The sequence below is a fragment of the Rhizobium sp. 10N414 genome (assembly GCF_056394785.1).
This window is the reverse complement of the sequence record NZ_JBFTIN010000006.1, coordinates 1-25,428: the sequence shown is the minus strand read 5'-3', so window position 1 is coordinate 25,428 and position 25,428 is coordinate 1. Positions and strand designations below refer to the sequence as shown.

20 protein-coding genes and 2 pseudogenes are annotated in these 25,428 nt (G+C 58.1%); 11 read left to right on the top strand and 11 right to left on the bottom strand.

Annotated features, from left to right (window positions below; all coding sequences use genetic code 11):
• Positions 1-316: 316 nt before the first annotated feature.
• Positions 317-541: a hypothetical protein gene (locus tag AC1DE4_RS08300; protein WP_477881103.1), complete on the bottom strand. Its 225-nt coding sequence runs from the start codon at positions 539-541 to the stop codon at positions 317-319.
• Between AC1DE4_RS08300 and AC1DE4_RS08295 the strand changes: the two are divergent.
• From AC1DE4_RS08295 to AC1DE4_RS08285, 3 genes and pseudogenes are all read left to right on the top strand, one after another.
• Positions 452-1,154 (top strand): annotated as a pseudogene (locus AC1DE4_RS08295) (ImuA family protein). The gene AC1DE4_RS08300 and the pseudogene AC1DE4_RS08295 sit on opposite strands and share 90 nt — an antisense overlap.
• Positions 1,075-2,586, top strand: a complete 1,512-nt coding sequence (locus AC1DE4_RS08290; RefSeq protein ID WP_477880912.1) for a Y-family DNA polymerase — start codon at positions 1,075-1,077, stop codon at positions 2,584-2,586. Before AC1DE4_RS08295 ends, AC1DE4_RS08290 begins: the two are co-directional and overlap by 80 nt.
• A complete protein-coding gene (locus AC1DE4_RS08285) occupies positions 2,583-5,843 on the top strand; it encodes an error-prone DNA polymerase (RefSeq protein WP_477880910.1) in 3,261 nt (1,086 codons plus the stop codon). The genes AC1DE4_RS08290 and AC1DE4_RS08285 overlap by 4 nt, the downstream gene beginning before the upstream one ends.
• Positions 5,844-5,873: 30 nt before the next feature.
• On the opposite strand, the gene AC1DE4_RS08280 is transcribed toward AC1DE4_RS08285, so the two are convergent.
• Both AC1DE4_RS08280 and AC1DE4_RS08275 read right to left on the bottom strand, forming a co-directional pair.
• A complete protein-coding gene (locus tag AC1DE4_RS08280) occupies positions 5,874-7,067 on the bottom strand; it encodes a tetratricopeptide repeat protein (protein WP_477881101.1) in 1,194 nt (397 codons plus the stop codon).
• A 147-nt stretch (positions 7,068-7,214) separates the two neighbouring features.
• Positions 7,215-7,652 (bottom strand): annotated as a pseudogene (locus AC1DE4_RS08275) (adenylate/guanylate cyclase domain-containing protein); the annotation flags it as partial.
• A gap of 746 nt (positions 7,653-8,398) precedes the next feature.
• On the opposite strand from AC1DE4_RS08275, the gene AC1DE4_RS08270 reads away from it, so the two are divergent.
• Positions 8,399-9,703: an MFS transporter gene (locus AC1DE4_RS08270; RefSeq protein ID WP_477881081.1), complete on the top strand. Its 1,305-nt coding sequence runs from the start codon at positions 8,399-8,401 to the stop codon at positions 9,701-9,703.
• A 498-nt stretch (positions 9,704-10,201) separates the two neighbouring features.
• On the opposite strand, the gene AC1DE4_RS08265 is transcribed toward AC1DE4_RS08270, so the two are convergent.
• From AC1DE4_RS08265 to traA, 4 genes are read right to left on the bottom strand one after another with little or no spacing between them, the layout of a single operon-like run.
• The gene (locus tag AC1DE4_RS08265) at positions 10,202-10,816 is read right to left on the bottom strand and encodes a TraH family protein (protein WP_477880908.1); all 615 of its coding nucleotides are present in this window, start codon (positions 10,814-10,816) and stop codon (positions 10,202-10,204) included.
• Positions 10,817-10,831: 15 nt separating this feature from the next.
• Entirely contained in the window at positions 10,832-11,998 is a 1,167-nt protein-coding gene (locus AC1DE4_RS08260; RefSeq protein WP_477880906.1) for a conjugal transfer protein TraB, read from the bottom strand.
• On the bottom strand, positions 11,988-12,551 hold the full coding sequence (gene traF, locus AC1DE4_RS08255) for a conjugative transfer signal peptidase TraF (protein WP_477880904.1): 564 nt from the start codon (positions 12,549-12,551) through the stop codon (positions 11,988-11,990). Before traF ends, AC1DE4_RS08260 begins: the two co-directional genes overlap by 11 nt.
• Positions 12,548-15,850 (bottom strand): Ti-type conjugative transfer relaxase TraA, encoded by a 3,303-nt coding sequence (gene traA / locus AC1DE4_RS08250; RefSeq protein ID WP_477880902.1) that lies wholly within the window; start codon positions 15,848-15,850, stop codon positions 12,548-12,550. Before traA ends, traF begins: the two co-directional genes overlap by 4 nt.
• A gap of 252 nt (positions 15,851-16,102) precedes the next feature.
• Between traA and traC the strand changes: the two genes are divergently transcribed.
• The 4 genes from traC to AC1DE4_RS08230 all read left to right on the top strand — a co-directional run bounded on the left by traC (position 16,103) and on the right by AC1DE4_RS08230 (position 18,905).
• On the top strand, positions 16,103-16,393 hold the full coding sequence (gene traC / locus AC1DE4_RS08245; RefSeq protein WP_477880900.1) for a conjugal transfer protein TraC: 291 nt from the start codon (positions 16,103-16,105) through the stop codon (positions 16,391-16,393).
• Between the two features lie 4 nt (positions 16,394-16,397).
• A complete protein-coding gene (gene traD / locus AC1DE4_RS08240) occupies positions 16,398-16,613 on the top strand; it encodes a type IV conjugative transfer system coupling protein TraD (RefSeq protein WP_018860152.1) in 216 nt (71 codons plus the stop codon).
• Entirely contained in the window at positions 16,600-18,525 is a 1,926-nt protein-coding gene (gene traG, locus AC1DE4_RS08235; protein ID WP_477880898.1) for a Ti-type conjugative transfer system protein TraG, read from the top strand. Before traD ends, traG begins: the two co-directional genes overlap by 14 nt.
• Positions 18,526-18,641: 116 nt before the next feature.
• The gene (locus AC1DE4_RS08230; RefSeq protein ID WP_477880896.1) at positions 18,642-18,905 is read left to right on the top strand and encodes a WGR domain-containing protein; all 264 of its coding nucleotides are present in this window, start codon (positions 18,642-18,644) and stop codon (positions 18,903-18,905) included.
• A 78-nt stretch (positions 18,906-18,983) separates the two neighbouring features.
• On the opposite strand, the gene AC1DE4_RS08225 is transcribed toward AC1DE4_RS08230, so the two are convergent.
• Positions 18,984-19,223, bottom strand: a complete 240-nt coding sequence (locus AC1DE4_RS08225; RefSeq protein WP_025662680.1) for a hypothetical protein — start codon at positions 19,221-19,223, stop codon at positions 18,984-18,986.
• 251 nt (positions 19,224-19,474) lie between these two features.
• The gene (locus tag AC1DE4_RS08220; protein WP_018860148.1) at positions 19,475-19,783 is read right to left on the bottom strand and encodes a DUF736 domain-containing protein; all 309 of its coding nucleotides are present in this window, start codon (positions 19,781-19,783) and stop codon (positions 19,475-19,477) included.
• 762 nt (positions 19,784-20,545) lie between these two features.
• Here AC1DE4_RS08220 and AC1DE4_RS08215 point away from each other — a divergent pair.
• Positions 20,546-20,713, top strand: coding sequence for a hypothetical protein (locus tag AC1DE4_RS08215; protein ID WP_477880894.1), 168 nt, complete (start codon positions 20,546-20,548; stop codon positions 20,711-20,713).
• Between the two features lie 14 nt (positions 20,714-20,727).
• Here AC1DE4_RS08215 and AC1DE4_RS08210 read toward each other — a convergent pair whose 3' ends face one another.
• Both AC1DE4_RS08210 and AC1DE4_RS08205 read right to left on the bottom strand, forming a co-directional pair.
• Positions 20,728-22,311: a hypothetical protein gene (locus AC1DE4_RS08210; protein WP_246733612.1), complete on the bottom strand. Its 1,584-nt coding sequence runs from the start codon at positions 22,309-22,311 to the stop codon at positions 20,728-20,730.
• Positions 22,312-22,565: 254 nt separating this feature from the next.
• Entirely contained in the window at positions 22,566-22,859 is a 294-nt protein-coding gene (locus tag AC1DE4_RS08205; protein WP_169680896.1) for a hypothetical protein, read from the bottom strand.
• A 543-nt stretch (positions 22,860-23,402) separates the two neighbouring features.
• On the opposite strand from AC1DE4_RS08205, the gene aspT reads away from it, so the two are divergent.
• Both aspT and AC1DE4_RS08195 read left to right on the top strand, forming a co-directional pair.
• A complete protein-coding gene (aspT, locus tag AC1DE4_RS08200; RefSeq protein ID WP_477880892.1) occupies positions 23,403-25,094 on the top strand; it encodes an aspartate-alanine antiporter in 1,692 nt (563 codons plus the stop codon).
• Positions 25,095-25,227: 133 nt separating this feature from the next.
• A partial coding sequence (locus AC1DE4_RS08195) for a hypothetical protein (RefSeq protein ID WP_477880890.1) occupies positions 25,228-25,428 on the top strand: 201 nt, incomplete at its 3' end.

Genomic DNA, 25,428 nt, shown 5'->3' with positions numbered 1-25,428 from the left:
GGCCTGACAACGGTCGATGCCATCCACGCCATTCATTCGCAAACAGCCAACAGTCAGCCGCCGTCGAAGTTGCCGGAAAGGACAGGCTGGCCCCGCACTGTCTGACAAGGGCCTTCCAGCCGAGAGCGGTCGCCCGCTGACAGACATCGCATGCGATAACGATGATAGCTCCTCGATAGTCACGCAGAGTCGGCTCACAGCAGGAATTTTTTCTCATCCGAAAGATATCGTACGCCCTGTGGACCGCTCTTTGCTAGCACCTTGAATTCCCTCAGGGATCGAAGCCCTGCGCCGCTGTGGATGGACTGTTGGTTCACTATCCACCCGAAAAGCGCCCCGTTGACTCACATTCCAGAAAGGAACAAATGTAGAACATACTCGCTTTTGAACGAGATGGAACCCTTGAATTGACGAAGGCCACAGAATGGCGCAGCCAGGCGCAAACCCTGTCATCACCGAGCTTACAGAGCCTATCGCGCGCCTTGAAGGTGTCCTTGTTCGCCGCAATCAGCTTCTGGCCTTCGATGTTCGCGAGATCCATGAACATCTGCCGGGAGGCGGGCTGTCTTTCGGATCCGTGCATGAGTTCGCCGATGGTGGATCGGGAACCGTCGACGGCGCGGCAGCCGCTTTGTTTGCCGCTGGGATAGCAGCGCGTACCAGGGGCCGGACCTCTTCTTTCCGGCTTTGGCTCAGGCTGGCCTTCAGCCGGACGGCGTCGTCTTCGTCGGGGCCGACAAGGAGGAAGACGTGCTTGCTTCCATGGAGGAGGCCCTATCGTTCGGCGGTCTCGGAGCGGTCGTCGCCGAACTTGTCCGATTGCCGATGACAGCCTCCCGCAGGCTGCAGCTTGCCGCCGAAAAAACGGGAACCATGGGTCTGGTCGTTCGACGCTGGCGGCGACAGACGGGGGCCTCCGACTTCGGCCAACCGTCCGCGGCAACGACCAGGTGGCGTGTGAGCGTCGTGCCGTCGGAGGAGCTTCCGTTCCGGGTGTGGGAAGGCCGAGATGGTTTCTGGAACTGATGCGGGTGAAAGCGGGTGAGTGCGCTGAGTTTTTCGTAGGAGCGTGTGATGTCCAGGGTCGTATCCATCTATCTGCCGGAGTTGGCGACGGATCGAATACGTCGCAACGACCCTTCTATTCCCGTTGAGCAACCCGTTGCCGTAATCGCAAAGAGCGGCCCAAAGCGATGGGTCTCGGCGGCCGACGCTGCAGCAAAGAAAGCGGGAGTCCGTGTTGGGATGGCGGCGGCAAAAGCCCAGGCCATATTCAGGGGCTTGATGCTGATCGACGCCGATCCGGCGGCCGACGCAGCAGCTCTCGCAAGGATCACGCTTTGGGCACTCAGCCAGTATTCTCCAATCGTCGCTGTTGATGAGCCCGATGGCATTGTTATGGACACGGAAGGTGCTGACCATCTTCAGGGTGGGGAGCTGCCGATGTTGACCGGAATAGCCAACCGGTTCCATGGGAAAGGACTGACAGCGCGGGTTGCTGTTGCCGACACGTGGGGAGCGGCACACGCTTGTGCTCGCGCGATCCGAACGGGGACGGTCATAGTTCCGATTGGACAGACGGTCGGGGCCGTCGAACACCTTCCCCTTTCATTGCTCAGGCTTCCGGCCAAGATCGTTAGCGATCTTAATATTCTCGGTTTCAAGTCGATTGGGGAGTTATCAGCAACGCCCCGAGCACCACTGACCCTTCGCTTCGGTCCGGAACTTGGACGTCGCCTGGATCAGATTTTTGGTCGGGTCGCCGAGCCGATTGATCCGATCCGGGTACCTGAGCTGATAGAGGTCAGCAGGGTCTTTGCCGAGCCGATCGGTGCCGCAGAAACCATTAACAAATATGTTGCTCGACTCGTTGTGCAGCTCGTCGCCGAACTGGAGCGCAAGGGTCTTGGCGTGCGGCGAACGGATCTCATTGTTGAGAAAGTTGACGGTACACGCCAGGCAATCCGTGCAGGAACCGCCAAACCTGCTCGCGACGTTGCCTGGCTGTCGAAGCTCTTTCGAGATCGTACTGAAAAAATCGAACCGGGGTTCGGAATCGAGAAGATGACATTGGCGGCGATTATGACACAGCCGCTTGAGCAGGAGCAGCGATCCTCTGACCTGATAGAGGAGCAGGACGATGACATCACGCCGCTGATCGACGTGTTCGGCAATAGAGGGCAACGGGTCTACCGGGTCGTGCCGGTCGCCTCAGATGTTCCCGAGCGCAGTGTACTGCGGATCGCGGCTGCCGCTCCAGATGTCGAGGAAACGTGGGCGCACCACTGGCCCCGGCCTGTGCGATTGCTCGCCGGCCCAGAGCAGATCGAAGCGATCGCACTCCTGCCTGATCATCCGCCTGCGAGTATCACTTGGCGTGGCAAACGACGAAAGGTCAAACGCGCTGATGGTCCTGAACGCGTTTTCGGCGAGTGGTGGAAGCGCGACAGTGAACTAGAGGCAGTGCGCGACTACTTCGTTGTCGAGGACGAAGGCGGCGAGCGTTTTTGGGTATTCAGGTCTGGTGACGGGGTCGACTCCGAGACAGGATCCCATCGATGGTTCATGCACGGAATATTCGGATGAGATACGCCGAGCTCCAAGTCACGACCCATTTCAGTTTCCTGCGTGGCGCAAGCAGCGCCGACGAGCTGTTTGCCACCGCAAAGGCACTTGGCATCAAGGCGATCGGCGTTGCTGACCGCAACAGCCTTGGCGGGATTGTCCGGGCACTCGAGGCATCGCGCGCGACAGGCGTGCGCCTTGTTGTCGGATGTCGGCTCGATCTGCAGGACGGAATGTCGATCCTTGTCTATCCAACCAATCGCAACGCGTATTCGCGGCTGACCAGGCTGCTCACACTTGGCAAGAGCCGGGGCGGAAAGGGCAAGTGCATCCTGGGGCTCGATGATGTCGTTGCTTATTCAGAAGGACTTTTGGCCATCCTGTTACCCGATCTGCCGGACGCGAACTGCGCTGCCCAGCTTCGCAAGGTGGCAGAGGTATTCGGCAATCGGGCCTATGTGTCTCTCTGCCTGAGGCGCCGACCGAACGACCAGATGCGGCTTCACGAGATTTCGAAGATGGCTGCGCGTCACCGTGTGAAAACCGTCGTCACCAATGATGTCCTGTTCCACGAGCCCGGCCGCCGCCAGTTGCAGGATGTCGTCACTTGCATTCGCAAAAACACCACGATCGATGAGGTCGGCTTCGAGCGCGAACGGCATGCTGACAGATACCTCAAGCCGCCCGAGGAGATGGAGCGCCTGTTCCCACGCTACCGCGAGGCGCTGGCGCGGACGATGGAGATTGTCGAACGCTGCGGGTTTTCTCTTGAAGAGCTGAGCTACCAATATCCCGAAGAAGCGGTCGTAATGGGCATGGACGCGCAGCAGTCGCTCGAGCATTACGTCCGCGAATGCATCCCAATCCGATATCCGGAAGGCTTGCCCCAGAAGGTCCTCAGGGCCATAAAACACGAACTGGACCTGATCCGCACGATGAAGTACGCGCCGTACTTTCTGACAGTGTTCAGCATCGTTCGTTTCGCGCGCTCAAAGGGTATTCTTTGCCAGGGCAGGGGATCGGCGGCAAATTCGGCCGTCTGCTACATTCTGGGGATCACCTCGATCGATCCCGAGACCAACGATCTCCTGTTCGAGCGTTTTGTGAGCCAGGAGCGCGACGAACCGCCAGATATCGACGTCGACTTCGAACACGAGCGCCGCGAGGAGATCATCCAGTGGATTTACACGACCTACGGTCACGACAAGGCGGCCCTCTGTTCGACCGTAACGCGGTACCGAGCCAAGGGCGCAATCCGCGACGTCGGCAAGGCGCTCGGGTTGCCGGAGGATATCATCAAGGCGCTATCGGCAGGCATGTGGTCTTGGTCGGATGAATTGGCAAGCGACCGGAGCCTGCGGGAACAGGGCCTTAATCCTGAGGACCGGCGGCTTGCTCTGACGCTCAAGCTCGCCCAGCAACTGATGGGCGCGCCCCGTCATCTCGGTCAGCATCCGGGCGGCTTCGTGCTGACCCATGACCGACTCGACGATCTCGTTCCCATCGAGCCGGCATCCATGGCCGACCGTCAGGTGATCGAATGGGACAAGGACGACATCGAGGCTCTAAAGTTCATGAAAGTCGATGTTCTGGCGCTCGGCATGTTGACCTGCATGTCCAAGGCCTTCGATCTGCTTCGCGAGCACAAAGGCGAGGACCTCGACCTCGCGGGAATCCCCCAGGAAGACAAGGCCACCTATGCGATGATCCGCAAGGCGGACACACTCGGAACATTCCAGATCGAGTCACGTGCACAGATGGCCATGCTTCCGCGCATGAAGCCGAGGACCTTCTACGATCTTGTCATCCAAGTGGCTATCGTCCGCCCGGGTCCGATTCAGGGCGACATGGTCCATCCCTACCTCCGACGCCGGGAGGGCAAGGAGCCTGTCGAGTACCCGACACCGGAACTGGAAGCCGTTCTTGGAAAGACGCTGGGGGTGCCACTCTTCCAGGAGTCAGCCATGAAGGTGGCGATGGTCTGCGCTGGCTTTACCGGCGGCGAAGCCGACCAGCTTCGCAAGTCGATGGCCACATTCAAGTTCACCGGCGGCGTCAGTCGCTTCAAGGAGAAGCTGGTCTCGGGGATGATCAAGAACGGATACTCGGCCGAGTTTGCGGAGAAGACGTTCAGCCAGCTTGAAGGATTCGGTTCATACGGCTTCCCGGAAAGCCATGCTGCCTCCTTCGCGCTGATCGCCTATGCCTCGAACTATGTGAAGCGCCATTTCCCCGACGTCTTCTGCACCGCTCTGCTGAACTCGCAGCCGATGGGCTTCTACGCGCCTGCCCAGATCGTCCAGGATGCACGTGCCCATGGAATTGAAGTCCGGCCCGTCTGCATCAACCAGTCGCGCTGGGATTGTACGCTCGAGCGTATCGAAAGAACCAATCGCCACGCGGTCCGCCTCGGAATGCGCTTGGTGAAGGGACTGGCCGTAGCCGATTCTGCCCGGATCGTCGCCGCCAGGATGAACGCATCCTTCGAAACGGTCGACGATGTTTGGCGGCGATCGCATGTCCCAACGGAAGCGCTTGTACAACTTGCCGAAGCCGATGCCTTCCTGCCGTCGCTGAAGCTCCAGCGCCGGGATGCGATCTGGGCCATCAAGGCCCTGCGTGACGAACCTCTTCCTCTGTTCGCCGCCGCTTCCGAACGCGAAGCACGTGCGATCACCGAGCAGCAGGAGCCTGAGGTCGCACTCCGACAGATGACCGCGGGTCATAACGTTGTCGCAGATTACAGTCATGTCGGACTAACACTGCGCGAACATCCGATTGCCTTCCTCAGAAAGGAGCTGGCGGCACGCCGCATCGTCACTTGTGCCGAGGCCATGAACGCTCGTGACGGTCGATGGTTGATGACGGCAGGTCTCGTCCTTGTAAGACAAAAGCCTGGCTCGGCGAAAGGCGTGATGTTCATCACCATCGAGGATGAGACTGGGCCGGCCAATCTCGTCGTCTGGCCAAGCCTGTTCGAACGCCGGCGTCGGATCGTCCTCGGATCGTCGATGATGGCGATAAACGGCCGCGTTCAGCGCGAGGGAGAGGTCGCACATCTTGTCGCGCAGCAGCTTTTCGACCTGTCCGGTGAATTAGGCGAGCTGACTGATCGCGATCTGGACTTCAAGTTGCCGACAGGTAGGGGCGATGAATTTGCGCATGGTTCGCCAGGCAGCCCAGACTCACGTGATACGGCGGCGGCCAAGCCGAGGGACATTTTCGTCCCGGACCTGCATATCGATACCTTGAGGGTGAAGGCGAGGAACTTTCATTGATGGCATGGCAGCGGGTTCGCGTGTCGCCCCTCACGCGGGTAGACCCGCAAGCCTCAATCCTTGGCGTAGCCGATCAACGTCCTTTTCTTCTCTGAGGTATGAGACATCTACAAGCCAGTTTACATAATCAACCGGACCCGCGGTCGCATCTCCGCACCACCGCCTGTTGACAGCATCGAGGAAGACCCGGCCGCATTTCTCTGCATCCTCGATCCGGTTGAGGTGAGCGTAGGCGGCCGCGCGCCACGCCATGTCTCGCGGCTCCCTTTCCGGCGTGGCGAATGTTCGCTGTTCGAGAAGGACGGCCGCCTCGCCGTATCGCTCCGTTTGGAAGAGGAGGCGGGATTTATAATAGTTGTACCAACTGGGATATAACGGGTTCAGTCGATACGCGATCTCCGCACCGGCCAAGCCCTCCTCAGCCCGCCCAATCGCTCCCTGCATCCATGCCCACATTATCAGGATGGTAGCATCGTTGGGGTTCATCGACTTCGCCAGGCCAAGATGATGTTCAGCTCGTTTGAAGTCTCGCCACGTCAAGCAAATGTATCCCAGTGTGGACTGAACCCGTGGATCGCTCGGATCGAGGGCAAAAGCCATCTCGGCTGAACGCAGTGCTTTGATCCTGTTCTCATCCTCTTGTCTTGGAATGCCAATAGCACCGTCCGACGCGCGGTTGAGGTATATGTAGGCGAGGCCTGTATGGGCTCTGGCAAACGTCGGATCAATTTTAGCGGCACGCTCAAAAAGCGCCTCCGCGCGTTCCTGCGCTCCTGGCCTGAAGTCGTCAGAGAGGCGGTTGCCCTGCAGAAAGAGATCATATGCCCGCATGTCTTCCGGGCGACGGCGTCGTGACGTCAATTCGTTGTCGTCTATGACGCGTTGTGCGACCATGGCGACGATGCTCTGCGCAATCTCCTCCTGAGTGGAAAAAATATCGTCAAGGGATCGGTCATATCGATCTGCCCATAGGTGCGTCCCGCTCGCTGTCTCGACGAGCTGAACCGTAATTCGAACACGGTTACCAGCGCGCCTTACACTCCCCTCTACGACATAGCCCGCGCTGAGCGTCCTGCCGACCTCGCGCAAATCGAGCATTCGGCCGCGTAGCGCAAATGACGAGGTTCTCGCTATCACCATAAGCTCGGTGAACCGTGCCAATTCCGTGATGATGTCTTCAGTTATACCGTCGCTGAAGTAAGCCTGCTCCGGATCACCGGACATGTTCTCAAATGGAAGTACGGCAATGGCAGGCCCGGTCGATTTTGGAGTTTCGGGTGAAGCGTAGGCAGACCCGCTGAGTGGCAAATGGTATGCCTTGATCGGCCGCGCGATGTTCTTGAGGTGCTGCTCCCCAGCGTAGTCGAAATTCGCGTCAACCTTTCCAGCGAGCTGTTCGTAGGCTGCCCCCGAAATCAGAAGATCACCCGGCTGGCACAACTGCTCCAGTCGGGCCGCAACGTTGACACCGTCCCCGAGCAGGTCGTCACCGTCCACCACGACATCACCGAGATTGATGCCTATGCGAAGGATGATCCTGTTTGCGGAACCGGCCGGCTCCTGTTCATTCGCCAATGTGTTCTGGATCGCGATTGCGCACGAGACAGCCTCAACCACCGAGCTGAACTCGGCGATCAGCCCATCGCCCATCAATTTGACCAGCCGGCCGGCATGTCTTGCAATCAGTGGACGAAACACCGAGGTCTGTAAATTTATCAGAACCGCAAGCGTATTGCGTTCATCGGCTTCGACAAGTCGTGAAAACCCGACGACATCGGCAACTAGGATTGCGGCTAGCCTTCGCTCCAAAGCTTCCCCTCCATTCCCCGGCGGTCGGCCATGTCAGCTCCCAGCCGGATACCCGCATAGAAAAGCACAGGTCCAAGGCCGGGTTAAGCGAGAATTCCGATGACGCTCTTTCGTGGCTTACGAGACTCATATTACGCTGAATGCTGCGACAATGCGCATTTCGTTGGGCGAAGAAGCAGCGTCCCGGGTCACCGCGTTGACCCCATTGGTGGCGCAACGCTACACGCGGCCTGGTAAGTTCATGGAGGCTGTCGTCAGAATTTTCTCTATAGATCCACCCGGGAGGATCGATCGGGACTTCGGCTATGGCCGCCGGTCGTGCAATGCAGGATTTGCAAAGCTCACCAATCCCAGACGCTGGGCTGATCCTGCGTTAGGCATTTCTAAATAGAAGGCGACTAATGTATCCGCATGCGCGGCTTACTCTTCCTGTTCGGTATCCTGGCTTGCTCGTGGGCGATAGATCGGATCGCATTCGGGGGGCAATACAGTCATGCAGCTTGGCGTGAAGCGACAGACCAGGCCAATTTCTTTCGCCATCGCGTCGAACATTCGATTAAGGGCATCATACCCCTCTCTCGACGTTGATCGCCCCGACCTGCCCGTCGCACCCGCGACGGGGTCGTTTACCTCCTTTGAGTTCATCGAAGCGAACTTCAGTTCAGTTCGCGCGAACTCCCGTGGAGGTTGATTAGTGCACTAACGCCCTATCTCAGTCATTGGAATGCATACGGAGGGCAATGACCGTGATTGTCGAAAAAGAACTCATTTCCAGAATTACATGGCGACTAATGCCGTTTCTCGGCATCCTCTACCTAATCGCATACATCGACCGCCAGAATGTCAGTTTCGCCAAGCTAGACATGGTCGACGCCCTCGGCATGAGTGAATACGCCTACGGTCTTGGCGCCTCGCTGTTTTTCATCGGCTATTTCATATTTGAAGTACCAAGCAATCTTCTATTGGACCGGTTTGGGGCCAGCAAATGGTTCGCGCGAATCCTGGTGTCGTGGGGTGCAGTTACGATAGCGCTCGCCTACACGCAGAATGCGACGATGTTCTACATCCTCCGTTTTTTGCTGGGCGCATGCGAAGCGGGCTTCTTTCCCGGTGTCCTGTATCTGCTGACTCTCTGGTATCCGTCCGCCTATCGCGGAAGGATGGTCGGCTTGTTCATGATTTTCAGCGCTCTCGCGAATGCCGTCGGCGCGCCACTGGGCGGTATGTTGCTCGATCTGGATGGTCTCTATGGTCATGCAGGCTGGCAGTGGGTCTTCCTGGTGACGGGAATTCCCGCTGTTGTCGCGGGCTTCGTTACATTGATCTACCTCTCAGATCGGCCTGAAAGTGCGACGTTTCTGAATTCCGAGGAAAAGACCTGGCTGAAGGACCGCCTTGCTTTGGAGAACGCTGGCATGGAGGCGACCGCCAGCGATGGCTTCAAGGCGCTCGTCAATCCGCGGGTTCTCTTGATGGCGATCTGCTATATCGGGTTTCCCCTAGCGGCATACGGTCTCAGCTATTGGCTTCCGACCATCGTCAAGAGCTTTGGGGTCGGCAATACGGCCAATGGCTTTCTCAACATCATCCCATGGGTGCTGGTTGCAATCGCGCTCTATGCGGTCCCGTCAGCCGCAGACAGAGCCTCGTCGAAGACGCCCTATATCGTGGTACCAGCGGTTGTCGGCGCCGTTTGCCTGGTTCTGTCCGCCGTGATTCCGAACCATCTGCTTCAGTTTGCCTTTCTCTGTGTTGCGGCAGCGGGCATCTTTGCCGGGCAACCTGTTTTTTGGAGCCTACCGTCACGATTCCTTCGAGGGGCGGGTGCAGCCGCAGGTCTGGCGGCAATCAATTCTGTCGGAAACCTGGGCGGATTTATCGCGCAGAACGTCGTACCGTGGATAAAGGATTCGACCGGCAGCACCATTGCCCCAATGTTCTTCCTCGCGGCCTGCCTGGCTGCTGCAGCAATTCTGGTACTGGTCGTTGGCCGTATGGTCGGACGCACGCCGACGTCGAGTGAAAGCGGAAAAGCCAAAGTGAACGTGTAGTTGCCCCGTGGACCTCTGTTCAAAGGAACAGCGGGCATGGTGACGACGAGGCGGGTTCGGGAGGAAGGAGCCCGACAGAAGAATCATAGGTAAGTACTATTTACGCTATTTTTCTGCACGCCAGACGCATATGGAATTTTATATGCTGCATTATTTTATCAATACTTTAACTAAACTCTATTCAAACTGATTTTCATTGAAGCGGATAAAGACTCGAATGTTTGTATTGTCGGTAATTGACCGTGATGATCAACGTGATCTTCTGGTGGCAAGCCTCCACCTTAGAGGAAGGTATCTCTATGCCGACGCCTGCGGCGCCAGATATCGCTTTCGAATTCAGGACGTGATCAACCTTTCTCCAGTCAATGACCACATGATTTTTCCATCTATTCCTGCCGCTAGAAGCGCCGGTCTAAACTAGCGCCGCCTGCGACGGTTGTGTTCGAAGGGCAGGTGAATCGCCGTACGCATTGGGTCGTCAAGACTTTCGCACGTGACCTACTGGCGAAGGATTCGAGATAAATCGATCCGCATGCCTGCGCGGCCGAGTTCGTTTTCACCGGGTGGTTCGGACGAGCTCGATGAGGCGCTTTCGGGCTTTCCTGGATACCTCCTATTTGGATCGTCCAGTTCGCCCTGACCTGCGATCGATCCACTGGGATCTTCGGCCTGAAATACGCTTTGAGCCTCGAACTCGCCCGTTTTCCACGCATCGATGGCATCCTCGAACACTTGCGGGAAAACTTCAGCGCTTTCGGGGTTTCCGTACCATTTGCTGACAATGCGAAGAATCTTTGCGAACATTCTCGTTCCCAGGCGCAGGTTCACGCACGGATCGACAAGACCTGACGTCACTTCCGAAATGTCTTTTACGCCAACACCTGCAGGAAACTGCGTGAGGCCGACGCGCACGACTGAATGTCCGACATTCTGCTTGACGATTTCCATTGCTTCCTCGGGTGTTCCAGCCTTCGGCACGAGGACCAATCGCCCTCCCGCTCTCACGGTGACAGCAAGGGGATCGGAAGAGCCTGCGGCTTTGACGAACTGCTCGACGATCGCCGGCTTCAAGGAGGGATCGGCACATTTTGTTATGAGGGCAGGATCAAGCATGAAGGGCTCCCGGAACTACGTGTTGACAGAGAAGACAAGCGGCTTGTGGAAGAGACGCGACCAAGCCTCGACACTGGCACGCTGGATGGGCACGATAGACGTGCTGCCTGTCCACCAGCCGTTCCCAACGGCGACGATGATATCAGGGTCGTAAAGCATGGACTGAACGACCGGCCAGACGATGAGTTGCTCGTAGCAAATCACCGGCGCAACCCGTTTGCCTGCGATTTCGGCGACGGGATTGGAGAAGAAATACGCACGTGCGCCGCCGCCGCCATCAATCAGTGACTGCCAGGGCTGCCACATCGAACCGGGTACCGGCATACGCTCGCGGTAGATAATTCGCGCCCCGAACTCCGAAAGTTCCAAGAGCACATTGTCGTAACCGATCTCGTCGACCACGGATGCGCCTGCGACGACCGTCAACCCGCTTGCTCGCAATTCACGCAGCCATAGCCGTTCGACCGTTGGTGTCCAGAAGCCGATCGCACTCTCTGGCAACACAACCACGGCGCCTTTGCCGCGCCTTGCCGCCCGCGCCGTTGCAACAAGGCCACGCTGCCGTTCGAGATTGCTGGTTCGGCCGAGCGACGCTCCAAGTGTAAGCTCGACACCATACCACGAAGAGGGTAGGTGCTGCGTCGTCCACTGTGCGGCGGACCAGAGCCACAAGCCAATAATGGCTATGGCTGCAGCCGGCCGAAGCCTGGTCGTCATGATCAAGAGGCCGGCTGCCATCGCGCCAAGACCGACCCACCCCCAGCCGGGAAACAGAACTCCGGCGGCGGTGATCGGGTGAGCCCAGCCCAAAATTCCAAAGGGCGGCACTGCCATCAAAAACATGACCAAGAGATAACGGATTGCAAGACGCCATCCCGATCTCTCGGTCCACAGGACGGCGTGGACGCTGACGAAGGCCGCCGACGCTATCAACCAGAGCAACAGACCGGACAAGAGATTTGAACCATAGAAGGCGGCTGCGCCATGCGGCAAACCTCGAGATGCCGCAAGAAAATAGGTCGCCGATGCCATGGCGGCACTTGGCCGGTTGCGCGCCACGGACCAGATAAACGGAAAGGCGGCAGACACAGGAAGGGCGAGGGGATTTCCGCACCAACCGATCCAGCCAGCCGCTAGTGCCGCGCCCAACAGGACACTGTTGCGGACCAGTTCACGGCGCATAGGTGAGGACCGCCTTTGCCAGGCCGAGCACCCCGGAGGCAGGCACTGGACCAAAGTAGCGAGAGTCGAAGGACCCGATGAAACCAGAGTGAAGAAACACGTAGCCCGTCGGTACCGTTCCTCCGCTGAATCGCCTCAAGCTCCGACCTCTGCCGTCCAGCTGGGCCGGTGCGGAATGCGGCAATGCAAGGCCGTCGATCCTAACCAAGCGGTCAATTTCGATCCTTTGTGATGACATCGCAACGATGGTTTTGATGAGCGGCGCATAGCCACCGGGACAGATCCCCGATCGAAGGTAACCGCGGTCAAACGCTTCTCGCATGGTGGGCGTCGGCGGCGGACAGACAAAGACCAGATCGCCAATCTTGTAGGGTCCTTCCGGCATTTGAATTCGCCAGATCCCGAGAGGTTCGCTCGGCGTTAGATTGATCCGATACCCAAGCGCGCCTCCGGTCACGATGAGAGCTAAGAGAGCTGCGATAAGTGCGACGGGCAGACTCACGCGACGCCAAATTCGCGATGTTTGCCGGCGCTGATCGTGCAAAAAGGTCATTTCAGTGAAAGCCCCTTCCTGATCGTTTGCCGCAAGGCCTCGGAGTGCTTCAGAGAGGATGTCGATCGCTCTTGGGCGGACAATTGCTGAGCCGCGCGCAGAAAATTCCAGGCCGTCTTCATTTCTGCCTTCTGCAGAGAATTCATCCCGGTCGTGAGGGATCGATAGGTTTGCCCGCTCGAGTCCCTTGCCGAAATCCCTAGGAAAGTCCGTTCCCCGAAGCGCTCCGCAACAGCCTTTGCAAACCCCTCAAGCTCCAGCCTCACCCTCTCGTCGGCGAGCCCGTGCTCGAGGACTGCGTGCAAGTCACTGCGGTCGATCGAATCGCGAACCTGCTCGAGCGCCGATCTGGCGTTCGGAGAAAGAGCGGGAATATTGATCGCGCTCTTCTGGCGGGCGGCGCACTCCTCTGTCTCATACTCTCGTTTTGCATTGGCGCGAATTTCAAGATAGCGGCCCAGACTGCGCGCCAGCGCAGTGACATTGACGACCGCCGTGTCCCGATCTTGCTCGTCGGATTTGCTAGCGAACAAACCCGTCTTGCCTTTGAGGGCACCGAAGCTACTCGGCTCTTCGGCGATCTTGAGCAGTGTCGCTGACGCCCTCGTCCGGTCAGCCAGCATCGCAGCGACATCGATGGCCTTGAATGCGGCCTCAGGTTGGGCATAGACGAGGTGGAACCGAACGAAGACATCTTCCCATAGCTTTTTTAAACCCGGGTCGGCCGCGAGCCTGTCCTCGACGACCTGCCCGATCGACCTCGAAAAAGTGGTGATCCCGGAAACCATGGGCTCTGCTTCCTTGATTGCGTGGTATTTCATCGCCGGCCCGACCAGGCTGAGTCGGGATCCGACAGCGGCCAGGCGCGACGCGAGCGTGATGAGGTTGTGCTTCTGCCTGACTGTCCAAGCGAGCCGGTCACGAACAAGCGTTCGGGCGACATTGACGGCATGAAGACCGCGTGCGTCAGCAAAGCGGAGCGCCTGTCGGTAGGGGCTGCCTTGCGCATAGTCGAGCGTCGTTTCCTTGACGTTCGTGCGAGACAGCAATTCGATGAGGCCTCCAGCCTTTGTGAAGGACCGGCGGCCATAATAGACGCTGAGATCCTCGCGGTGGCGGGTCATGGCGACATAGGTGAGGTGACGGTCGAGGGAAAGAGATGCAAGCAACTTCACTCGATCGACAGTAGCGCCCTGGGCTTTGTGCACTGTAGTGGCATAGCCGTAATCGACATTGTTGTAGAAGCGCTGCTCGACCGCTACCTGGCGGCGACGCTCGCCTTCGCCGATGACGGCAACGATGCGGCCGGGCCCCGCTTGAACGACCTTGGCAAGCATGCCGTTCTTGACACCAAGTGATCCCTCGTTCTTGAGGAAAACGATCTGGTCGCCGGCCGCGAAGTTGCGATCTCCATCGGCTGTCTTGAAGGTAGACCCGCCATCGATGACGCCCCGCTCAATGAGCTTGGCACGCGCTAGCTCGTTCAGCGTCCGGACATCACGACGCAAATGAGCAAGGATCAGGGAAGACCTGGCTGGATCATAGTCGCGGCTCCAATCCGCAATGAGGTTTGAGACCGCTTCAATCTTCAGCTCGGCGCTGATCATCCTTCCATTCGACCGATAGGCTTCGACCGCCTTGCCGATGTTGCCATGCGCAAGATCGCGCGAGGCGTCACGCATCCATTGTTTGCGCTGGCGATATATCGTGTCGAGTTCGGCATAGCCGATACGATTGGCAATCGCTCGGAAGGCCGCGCCCGCCTCGATCGGCTGCAACTGTTCCGGATCGCCGACGAGAACGAGTTTTGCGCCGGCTTTGGTGACTGTTTCAACGAACAGCGCCATCTGCCGCGACGAGACCATGCCCGCCTCATCGAGAACGAAAATCGTCTTGTCGTCGAGCTGATCGCGGCCCTGGCTCCAACGGAGCCCCCACGACGAAAGCGTGCGGGAGATGATGCCTGCTTCCTTCTCGAGACCTTCCGCTGCCTTGCCGGCAAGGGCACCGCCAACGACGCGATATCCGGCTGTTTCCCATGCCTGTCGAGCGGCCCTCATCATTGTGGTCTTGCCAGCACCGGCCCGACCGATCACTGCCGCGATACCTTCGCCACCGGCGACATGTTCGATTGCGCTCGTCTGTTCATCGGACAGGCGATCATTGCGCGCAAAGGTCGCGCCGAGCACTGTCTTTTGAACCTTGTGCGACGATCGCTTCGACAACCAGATTGCTCGATTGACCATTTCGGCTTCCAGCCGGATCAACTCGCGGGTTGTGTACTTGTCCGGGGTACATTGACCTGTGGCGAAGTCGATCCTCTCCCGATCGAGACGCAGGGTCGCGGGGCTCTGCAGGATGCGAGCAAGAAGGCTTTGGAAAAGGATTGCGTCGTCGATATAGCGATGCAGGAACTTGGCGACATCGCGCTCATCGAAGACGCTCTTTTCCCGCGCAATCAGGTCAAGTACGATCCCCGGATTGCGCTGAATTCGTCGCGCATTCTCGGTCCGGCGCTCATCTTGCAATTCCAGCCGCTCGAGCGAGACCTGTTCGCCCGAGCCTTCCGCCTTCCGTTCGATTGCCTTGGCGCCGACACCGAGATGGATAGTAGGGGTCAGCTCGATACCCTGCTTTTCGAAGGAACGGCCATCGATGCGGATGTCGAGACCGGCAACTGCCAGATGCCGATTCTGGCAGGCAAACCAGCCGTCGCGAAAGACATTGAAATCATCCAGTCTTCCAGCCCAAAGCTCATAGACGATCTTGCCGCTGTCGTTGCGGAGCGGATTGCCGTCCGCTCCGAGCACGGGCACTTTCTTGGCACCGAAACCGTCTTCCGTCAGCGGCCGCAATGTGGTCATCAAATGGACATGCGGATTGCCAGGCGCATCGTGGAAGACCCAATCGGCCACCATGCCCTTGTCGATGACATGCCTTTCGACAAAATCGCGGACAAGCTCGATATTCTGCTTAGCCGAGAGTTCGATCGGCAAGGCGATCGTCACGTCCTTGGCAAGCTGTGCGTCAGAGCGCTTCTCGAAATCCTCGACCTTGTTCCAGAAGGCTTCCGACGCAGATGAAACCGAGCGGTCGGCAATGATTTCGCGTAACCACCCCGGCGCGTCGACTGGAATGACAAACTCCTCATGAAGCAGACCCTGCTTCCGGCTGTAGTCGATCGTCCGGGCTTCCCGCTCATATTCCATCTTGGTGCAATGGCGGTAGGCCGCCGACAGCACTGCGCTGCGGCCGGACCCGCGGGCAACGATCGTGACTGAAAAATGCGGGACGGTCACTGTGAAACCAGCTCCTTCGAGCAATCGAATTCAATAAGCTCGTCAGGAGCGGCTGCCCGAAAAGGCCAAGCGCAGAGCGTCGCGTCAGCGACGTATAATTGCGCCCTTCGGATCCGCTCCTTCGGAACGGTCGGGATCATGCTCAAAGGTGTTGGCTGCGCCAACTCGCATTTCTGTCAGTAGATCATCTCGCCAATCTGCGGGACCTTCCTGCTTGAGGAAGTCGAAACCGCATGAAAGGGCCGATCGGGAATGAAGAAACCGTCTGCAAGAATTCGCGAAGAAATCGTCCGTCTCCAGGAGCAGTTGAAGCAAGCCGAAACGCGGGAGGCCGAGCGCATTGGTCGCGTCGCTCTCAAGGCTGGGCTAGGCGACATGGAAATCGAGGAATCTGACCTTCAGACGGCATTCGAAGGTCTCGTCAAACGATTTTGCGCGACGAGACCCGCGTCGACAGAAAAGGACAAAGGCGGGGCAAGCAGAACCCCGCAAAGCGCGTCGAACCGCGCTGGAGCAGATCAAGTCAGCACTGGCGAGGATTGATCGGATGCAGCGCGCAAGAAACTCGCAAGCGCGGAAGAAGGATACACGCGACAAGATCGAACTCGGGGGCCTGATTGTCAAGGCGGGCCTCCGCTACGAGAAGCGCGCACTTCTTCTCGGCGCTCTGATCGATCTCAATCGCCGTCTCGGGATCGACGATGGCGAGCGGGCGCGACTGATGGCCATCGGCAACGAGGCATTCCGCCATGACAGCAAATAGGGTCGTGCTCCTTTTCATACCGATCATGTTGATGATTGGTGTTACCGTTGGCACCACTGGCATCGAGCAATGGCTGGCAACGTTCGGCAACACCGATGCGGCCAAGGCCGCGCTCAAGCATCTAGGCATTGCCGCGCCCTTCGTCGCAAGCGGAGGCGCCGGGGTGATCGTGCTCTTCGCCGCGGGCGGCTCGATCAACATTCGTTCTGCTGCCTGGGGCGTCGTTGCCGGGGCCGCCGCCACATTCCTGATGGCGTTTGCCCGCGAGGTGATTCTCCTTTCTGTTCTTGCAACGCAATTGCCCAGAGGCAGCAGCATGGTTGCCGATCTTGAGACTGGGACGATAGCTGGCGCGGTGACTGCACTGATGACTGGATGTTTTGCGCTGCGGGTTGCGCTTCTCGGAAATGCGGCATTCCCGCGCGCCGAGCCAAGGCGTGTTATGGGCAAACGCGCCCTCCATGGGGAGGCCGACTGGATGACGATGCAGGAGGCGGCACAGCTTTTCCCGAATAGCGGGGGCATCGTGATTGGAGAGTGTTACCGCGTCGATCGTGACGACGTTGCTTCACATCCATTTCGGGTTGACGATCCTGAGACCTGGGGCGTTGGCGGCAAGTCGCCGCTGCTCTGCTTCGATGGATCTTTCGGATCTTCCCACGGCATCGCCTTTGCAGGGTCCGGTGGTTTTAAGACGACTTCAATCACCATTCCAACCGCGCTCAAATGGGGCGGAGCGCTTGTCGTGCTTGATTCATCGAACGAGGTTGCGCCTATCGTGATCGAACATCGTCGAAAGGCTGGCAGGGACATTCTTGTCCTCGATCCAAAGCACCCAGACATCGGGATCAATGTCCTCGACTGGATCGGACGTTTCGGTGGCACCAAAGAGGAAGACGTAGCCTCGGTCGCATCTTGGATCATGAGCGAAAATGGGCGAGCACAGGGCGTGCGCGATGACTTCTTTCGTGCTTCGGCACTTCAGCTCCTCACCGCAATCATTGCCGATGTCTGCCTGTCCGGCCATACGAAGAGCGAAGAACAGACCCTTCGCCAGGTACGCAGCAACTTAGCGGAACCGGAGCCGAAACTGCGCCAACGACTGCAGGAGATTCACGACAACTCCAAATCCGATTTCGTGAAGGAGAACGTGGCCTCTTTCGTGAATATGACACCGGAAACCTTCAGCGGTGTCTATGCGAATGCAATCAAGGAGACGCATTGGCTTTCCTACCCAAACTACGCTGCGCTGGTATCCGGATCGAGCTTTATGACAGATGCGATTGCCGACGGCGACACGGATGTTTTCATCAACATCAATCTCAAGACGCTCGAAATGCACTCCGGGCTGGCGCGCGTCATCATCGGCACGTTCCTGAACGCCATCTACAATCGGGATGGCAGGATGAATACGCGCGCGCTTTTCCTCCTTGATGAAGTGGCACGCCTTGGGTACATGCGAATTCTGGAGACGGCGCGAGACGCTGGTCGCAAGTACGGCATCACCCTGATGATGATCTACCAGTCGATCGGTCAGTTGCGTGAAACCTACGGTGGCCGTGATGCATCAAGCAAGTGGTTTGAGAGCGCAAGTTGGCTTTCCTTTGCGGCGATTAATGATCCTGAAACGGCGGACTACATCTCACATCGCTGCGGCATGACCACGGTAGAGATCGATCAAGTCAGCTTGACCTCTCAGTCGCGCGGATCATCGCGCACGCGATCGAAGCAACTGGCACCGAGGCCACTGATTCAGCCGCACGAAGTTCTTTGCATGCGAGCCGACGAGCAGATCATCTTTACCACCGGCAAGCCACCGCTTCGCTGCGGCCGCGCCATCTGGTTCCGACGTGAGGACATGCGGCAATGCGTTCGGGCGAGCCGCTTTTCAGTCGCGTCGGGCGGCCCCTGAAGGTGAGCTCGAACTAGCCCGCGTCACATCGCGACATCACTGAAATGAATCGGTGAGCCGGAACCGATTCAAAACTGTCGTTGGACCCGGAATCTCCAAAGCGCGATTCTGTGTGCATGATCTCGCAACCCTACAAACTCTACATCGAGCGCACCGATCCGACCCGCAACATGGCTCGCTTTTATGCCATGTCGATTGACGCGACTCTGTTTGGTGACGTTTGCCTCACCCGTCGATGGGGACGCATAGGAGCCCAAGGACAGACAATGACCCACCATTTCGAGCGAGAGCACGATGCGGTGGTGCTCTTTCTGGATCTGATCCGGCTTAAGCGAAAGAGAGGGTACGCCACGGTCGCCAGTGGGCGTCGCTCATCCTGAAGACGACTGAAGAGCAAAGGACCTCGCGTCAGAATTCTGACTGCCAGCTTTAAGCACGACGCGCGGGAGGCATTATCCCTAATCGCGATGAAACGAGATCCGCAGCAAAGGTGCACCGGGTCGCACTCGAGACGAAAGTGAGCGCCCTAAGGGTGGTGGCTCGACTTGCACGATATCTAACTGTTCGGCCATGGCGACGGCAAGCTCTGCTCTGGCAATCTCGAGCTCGGCTACGATTTGACGACGCCCAGCAGCCCAACCTGCATTGCGGAGTTCGGCGCGCAGTTCTTCGATCTGCTGTTCGATAAGATTGGCCATCGTTTCGTCTCCTGAAGTTCGTGAAGGACGACAACCGCTGCCAGTGACACGATAGATGGGGCAGGGGATCGCATCAATTCCGATGACGCCGGCGAGTGGGAAGCCAATTTCAACAGGCTCCGCACAATCGGGAAAACCGCTCATTGTCGGGGAGCTGACAACCGATCAAGCTTTATTGGGCAGCTATACTCCCTCTGTTCGCAGCAAAGGCTGGAAACCGGCTCCGCCTTGTGGCGGAGCCGGGTCACTCGCTAGTCCCGGTTCGGGCGGGACCAGATAAGCTGGAGGCTTCCTCCGCCTTCGACTTCGGCGAGTGTCGCGTAAATCGGGGCAGCAAAGCTCGGGTCGTCAAGTTTGACGGAGAGGTAATCGCGGCCCTGCTCGGAGGTCTTTTGCCAAGCAGCGCCCAACTCGACATTTCCAGCATAGATGCGGAAGTGAGGGCCCTTTTCGGAGGGGGTCTCGACCCGGGAGATGCGAGCCTTGAGATTGAGGGCGAGAGTGCGGATCGAACCCGTAAATCCGTTCTCGGTGGAGGTGAAGGTGCCGATGGTTGCCATTCTAAGTTCCTTTCGTTGTTTCCGGCCGCGCCCATCGCGGCCTCGATGACAGTCACGAGTCCGTGGACGATCGGACCGCACCTATTTGGCCGAAATGAAACGGAGGGCGGCAGTCGCATGTTTGTTAGTAGGCGAGGAATGACGGCGAAACGGGAAGGAGTAAGAACACGCGACTGCCGTTGGGGGGGATCGACCGAGGCGAAGCCGTACTAAGGTTAGGCACGTCTCATCGCGGTCGCAGACGGAGCGCCAACAATCCATGAAGGGAACGTGGGTCTGACGGCTTCGAATAAACGGTCTGTTCCAATGCCGGCTTATCGACGAAACATCACCCAACGCGTTCAGTTCGGCCGTACCGGTGCACCGGAAAAGTCGCAGATAAAAGAACACGGCAAGGTACGGCTAGCAACCGTGCCAGATCCAGCAGTTAGATAGCGCTGAGACATTTCCCAAGACCGCTGAATAAGCAGCGCACTCGGAAGCGCCGCCGCTTTGTCGAGCGGTTGGTCGATTTTGGTTCCGCTTCGATTGCGCTTCACGTCAGGTGTTATTATCGTTTTATTTCATATACTTAGCAGAAAGTGGCATAACAGGCATTATGGAACCGCAACCACCCATCACTCCGCAATCGAACCGTCGAAGGCGACATTGAGCTTGTTGCAGGGGTAGAATTGTTGGAAACGAGCGGACACCCGGGCATCAATCCCTTCTCGTCCGCGCCTTCTTGTAACAGGCAATGTATTGCTTGCGGCGGATGCGGTCATGCACAGTTCAATGGCGGATGCGGAAACGCGCCAGATCTTCGTCACTGATATGGACGACGAATCGCGTATTCGACAAAGCACCAAAAAAGTATCCGACTTAGCAAAAAGCGAAGATGTTGCGTTCGTTGGTTTCGGCCATGACGCTGACCAGTGGTCGCCTTGCTAGATCCCGCTGTCGGTCTAGCCACGATTCGTTGATGGATCTAATGATCGCGAAACGCTGCCGACTTGGTCAAAATCAGCGCCAGCCTTTATCAGGCCCCGCTCAAGCATTAAAGCCAGGTCGGGCTGCAAGCCGGTTGCGTCCATCGTCATTCGGAACACAGCGCCGCTGACGCCTCCGTTGTCAACACTCGCCTTGGCCTGATCAGAGCCAAGTTCTCCGAGTGAGGCTGAACGGATTACGTTCGTAAGGGGGCTGCTGCCATTTATCTGTTCGGCCCATAGCAGGGCCTCCGAGTATCGGGCCTTGCGAAATGCATCCAGCGCCAGCACAACCATCGCGCATCGGGGCACCACGGGCGTTTCCTTGCTTGCGTCCAGCGCCATTGATACGCCCGCTTGCCTGTATCCCGCGAAATAAAGCACTCCGCCCAACGCAGCCGCCGCATCAGGATTGTTCGGATTGAGAGCGATCGCCCTGGTGCCCGCTTCGATCGCGGCCTCCGGTCTGCTCTTTGCGGCCTGCGCCGCCATCAATGCCAATTGCGCTCGGTCGGACATCGGCGCTGTGCCGGCGGCTTTTTGTGCGAGACCGAGCGCACGATCAGCGATCTCTGGCGTTGTCACCCTTCCCTGTGGGGCGACGAGGACCCGCGCCAGCGTTGCACTGGCATCGGAATCGTCGGGCCTCAGCCGAAGTGTTTGTTGCAGGCATTCCGTCGCTGCGCCGAGGTCGCCCCGGACATCAAGCGCGTACTCGGCCCTTATCACGCATCCGTTTCCGAGTGACGAACCATCCGCCTGCAGTTCGATGGCATTAATTATGCCCCGGTTTGCCGCGATCCGCTGCGCGAGAGTCTTAACAATATCACCCTGCACAGCGGTATCACTCTTTCCCGTCAGGTCGACACGCTCAAGGCCGGACATCAGCAGCGTGCCGGTGGCGTTGTCGACGACCTGCCACCAGACGCTGCGATCATCGCCATCGCCGTAATATTTGAGCTGAATTTCATAGCGTCGCTCAGATGCGTTGGCTCGGGCCGAGGCATATGCCGGCTGTGCGACATTCATCGTCTGGAACTGCGTCAGGGCCGTAAGCAGGCCGTCTCGCATCTTGTTCGCCTCTCCGGCGAGTTCAGGACTGGCAGCCTCGACAGATACGAAAACAGTGGGCTTTTCGGATACGGTCGGCCTGGAGTAAGCGTAAGTGGCCAGCGCGATTGCCGCTACGGCTACAATCGAGGGCAACGCAAGTCGCCTCGCCTGTTTCTGATACGGCTTCTGTTGGGGTACCGGATGTGCCTGATGTTGAACGGTGTCATCCGCTACCGGATCGCCAACATCTTCACAAAGCGCCATCGACGGCTCCAGCCTGCGCGTAAAGCAAACAACATACTTTCCCTTCGTAATACTGATCCAGATGTCGTGTTCATGTCCAAATGCCAGATAGTAAGCCTCAAGCGAGGAGCGAAGGCGACTCATCTCGATGCGAACGATTGGATCAGTGCTGGGGTCGAAGCTGCTCGGGCGCCCCAGAACGTCAATGGCAATCGCATAGGATTTGACGTTCTCGTCATCCAGGCGACGCTCGACTAGATACATCAAGATAGACTTCTGGCGATCCGGGACTTTAAATCTTGGGTCGGCGATTAAACGCTTAACCGCTTCACGTGTCTGTTCGTAGTCCAGAATCTGTTCGCGTCTGTCATGAATTCCAGCACTCATGGTCGTCCCCGGTGCAATCCTCCAAGCTGAAATCTACGCAGGAGTTTTATCGACTCAATGACATACAGTTGCAACCGAAATCTCTAATGTAATTCAGAAGAGGTGCTCAATAATCGGTGAAGGAAGATCGGTTACATGGAGCCTTTGTCGTCAAGCACAAACCTCAACACATCGTTTTCGATCTCGGCGCACAGGGCCTCGTATTCTTCGATCAAAGGGCAGTCCTCCCGATCTCGCTCTCTCTGAAAACGCGCGAGTGCCACATTCGCCTCTTCATAGGCTTCGAAGAGTTCATTGAGATGGCTCGATCGGGCGGCAATGATCTGCAGGCGGCCGCGAATGGAAGGCAGCTTCAGCAATAGTCGCCAGAGGCCACGCTGTGCCTCCTTCGAACCATTTTTTGCGAAGCCTCGGGTATCGCCCATCGGATCAACCACGCCTCCCCCTAAGGTGGACAATATGATGCGCGAAAAGACCGCCATGAGAAGTACGTTACGGTAACTTCAATAGAGTTACCGTCGCGCACCCAATCTCTGATGCCGTTGGCTTTTGCACGCTGGGCGTCGCAGTTATTCGCTTCGTGGCTTTCGTGAAAAGGAGCGAAACTAACACCTCGCAACATCGGCATTAACCGTAACGTACTTCTAAAAATTACTGGACTGCATACTGTTCGATCTGGCGCTAGCTGAACCCTGAAGAATTGGAGAATGTTGTGAGTTCGTCAGACGGCAATGGCATCAGCAGGTCAAATTTCCTTCGCGGCATGGCATCGGCTGGTTTGGCCGTGAGGTGGCGTGAGAAGCGGATGCGGTGAACTGCCGGCACGTATTTCGATCAATCCGCGCGCGTTAATCACACGATAACGCCATCCGGAGGCCGCGGGGAAATGGGCCGGCTCCTTGCGGAAGCGCCTTCGCTCCGATGCTGCGCCGCCCCCTCTAGCCGTTAACGAAAATCTGGGTGGTTACATGCACACGCTTTCCCGAATACTCAACGACCATCCGGAGCTTGCACTCTTTCTCACGCTCGCTATCGGCTATGCGATCGGAAAATTTAGGGTCGGTAGTTTCACGCTGGGATCGGTGGCCGGTTGCTTGATCGCAGGCGTGCTGATCGGTCAGACCGGCGTTGAGGTCGCAAACGATGTTAAACAGGCATTCTTCCTGCTTTTTCTCTTTGCGATCGGCTACCGCACCGGGCCGCAATTCTTCCGGAGCCTCAATCGAGAGGCTCTACCCCAGATTGCCATTACGGCGCTGGTCTGTGTCGTTGGACTTGCTGTTGTTTGGGCCCTGGCCGCACTGCTGGGCCTGAACGTCGGGAGTGCCGCCGGCCTGCTTGCGGGCGCGATGACCGAGTCCGCAACCGTTGGCGTGGCGATCGACACCTTCCGGAAAACCGGTGCCCAAGAGGCAGTGCAGCGCGCCTTTGAGGCGGACGTCGCGACCGCGTTCGCTGTTTCCTATCTCGTCGGTGTAATCGCAACGATCCTTGTGCTATCGCAACTGTTGCCGCGGCTTTTGGCGCGACCACTGCGGGAGGCCTGCGCTGAGATGGAGGCAAAACTCAACGCGGCAGCGGAAGGTCAAACGACCGGGGAGTCGGCCAGACGCGCTATTGAAGCGCGCGCTTTCGTCGTTGATCCACGATGGGTTGGAATGAGTGTCCTCGAAGCTGAAGCGCAAGTGCCTCGTGGGGCCAAGGCTTACATCGAGCAAATTCGACGCGGCAGCGATATTGTTGCTGCGTATCCCGATTTCAGGTTTGAGACCGGTGACGTTGTCGCGGTGGCAGGATTGCGTGGCCTGCTGGTGGACAAGGGCGCAGGGATCGGTAGGGAAATCGATGATGCGGAATTGCTTGATATACCAACCGAAACGCTCGATGTCGTTGTCACGAAGAAATCGGTCATCGGCAAGACACTCTTCGAACTCAGGCGGGAACCTGAGGCACGCACGATCTTCCTGCGCAAGATCACCAGGTTGGGCGAGGAGCTTCCCGCGTATGGCGGTTTGAAAGTCGAGAGGGGTGACGTGATGACCATCGTCGGCAGCCGCAAGCATGTCGAGGAAGCCGCAGCTGTGGTGGGTTACGCCGACCGGCCCACAACTGCGACAGACATGGTCTATGTCGCCATGTTTATCTTCTTCGGCGGAATGATCGGTATTCCAGCGCTGCGGATTGGCGCCTTGGAATTGGGGCTTGGTGTGGCTGTGGGGACGCTCCTTGGCGGGCTGGTCGCCGGTTGGCTCCGCGCCAGGCGGCGGACGTTCGGGTTTGTTCCCGCGGCCACACTATGGCTCTTTGATTCCGTGGGGCTTTCGGCCTTTATTGCATGTGTCGGCATCTCAGCGGGTCCTAGCTTTGTGAGTGGCCTTCTCGCATCGGGTCCTGCGCTGGTACTGATCACGATCGTCGTTGTCGTTGCCTCGCATGGGCTTGCCGTTCTGGTCGGCACTCGGCTTTTCAAGATGAACGAGGGAGTGCTTCTCGGAACCTGCTGCGGAGCAGGTACCTCTGCCCCTGCCCTCGCCGCCGTCCAGGATGTCGCCAAAAGCAGCGTACCGGCTTTGGGCTACGGGCTTGGCTATGCAATCGGTAACGTGTTGCTTGCCTTGTGGGGTGCGGTGTTGGTGACCGTCCTGGGAGGCGCCGGCTGATTGGCAGCGGGCGGTGCGTGCGGACTTCAAGTCCGCGAATCTTCGGCAGCAAGTGGTCGTCTAACCACAGCCTTACTCAACGATGCTGGGTTCTACTAACCTCACGCGGTATGTATGCCACGGCGAAATCATCATGCGCCTGACAATAGCAATCAGCCTCGTAGTCCTGGTGCCCTTGGCCGCGCTCGCCAAATCGCCATCCGATATCGCCGACCTCGTGGGCTCGCGAGCCGCTGGCGCCGAGAGCGAAATGCAGGCGCGGGGCTATGTTGACGTGGGCGGCAACAATACCTGGTGGAACGCCGACAAGAAGCAGTGCGTCAAGGTTCGCGTC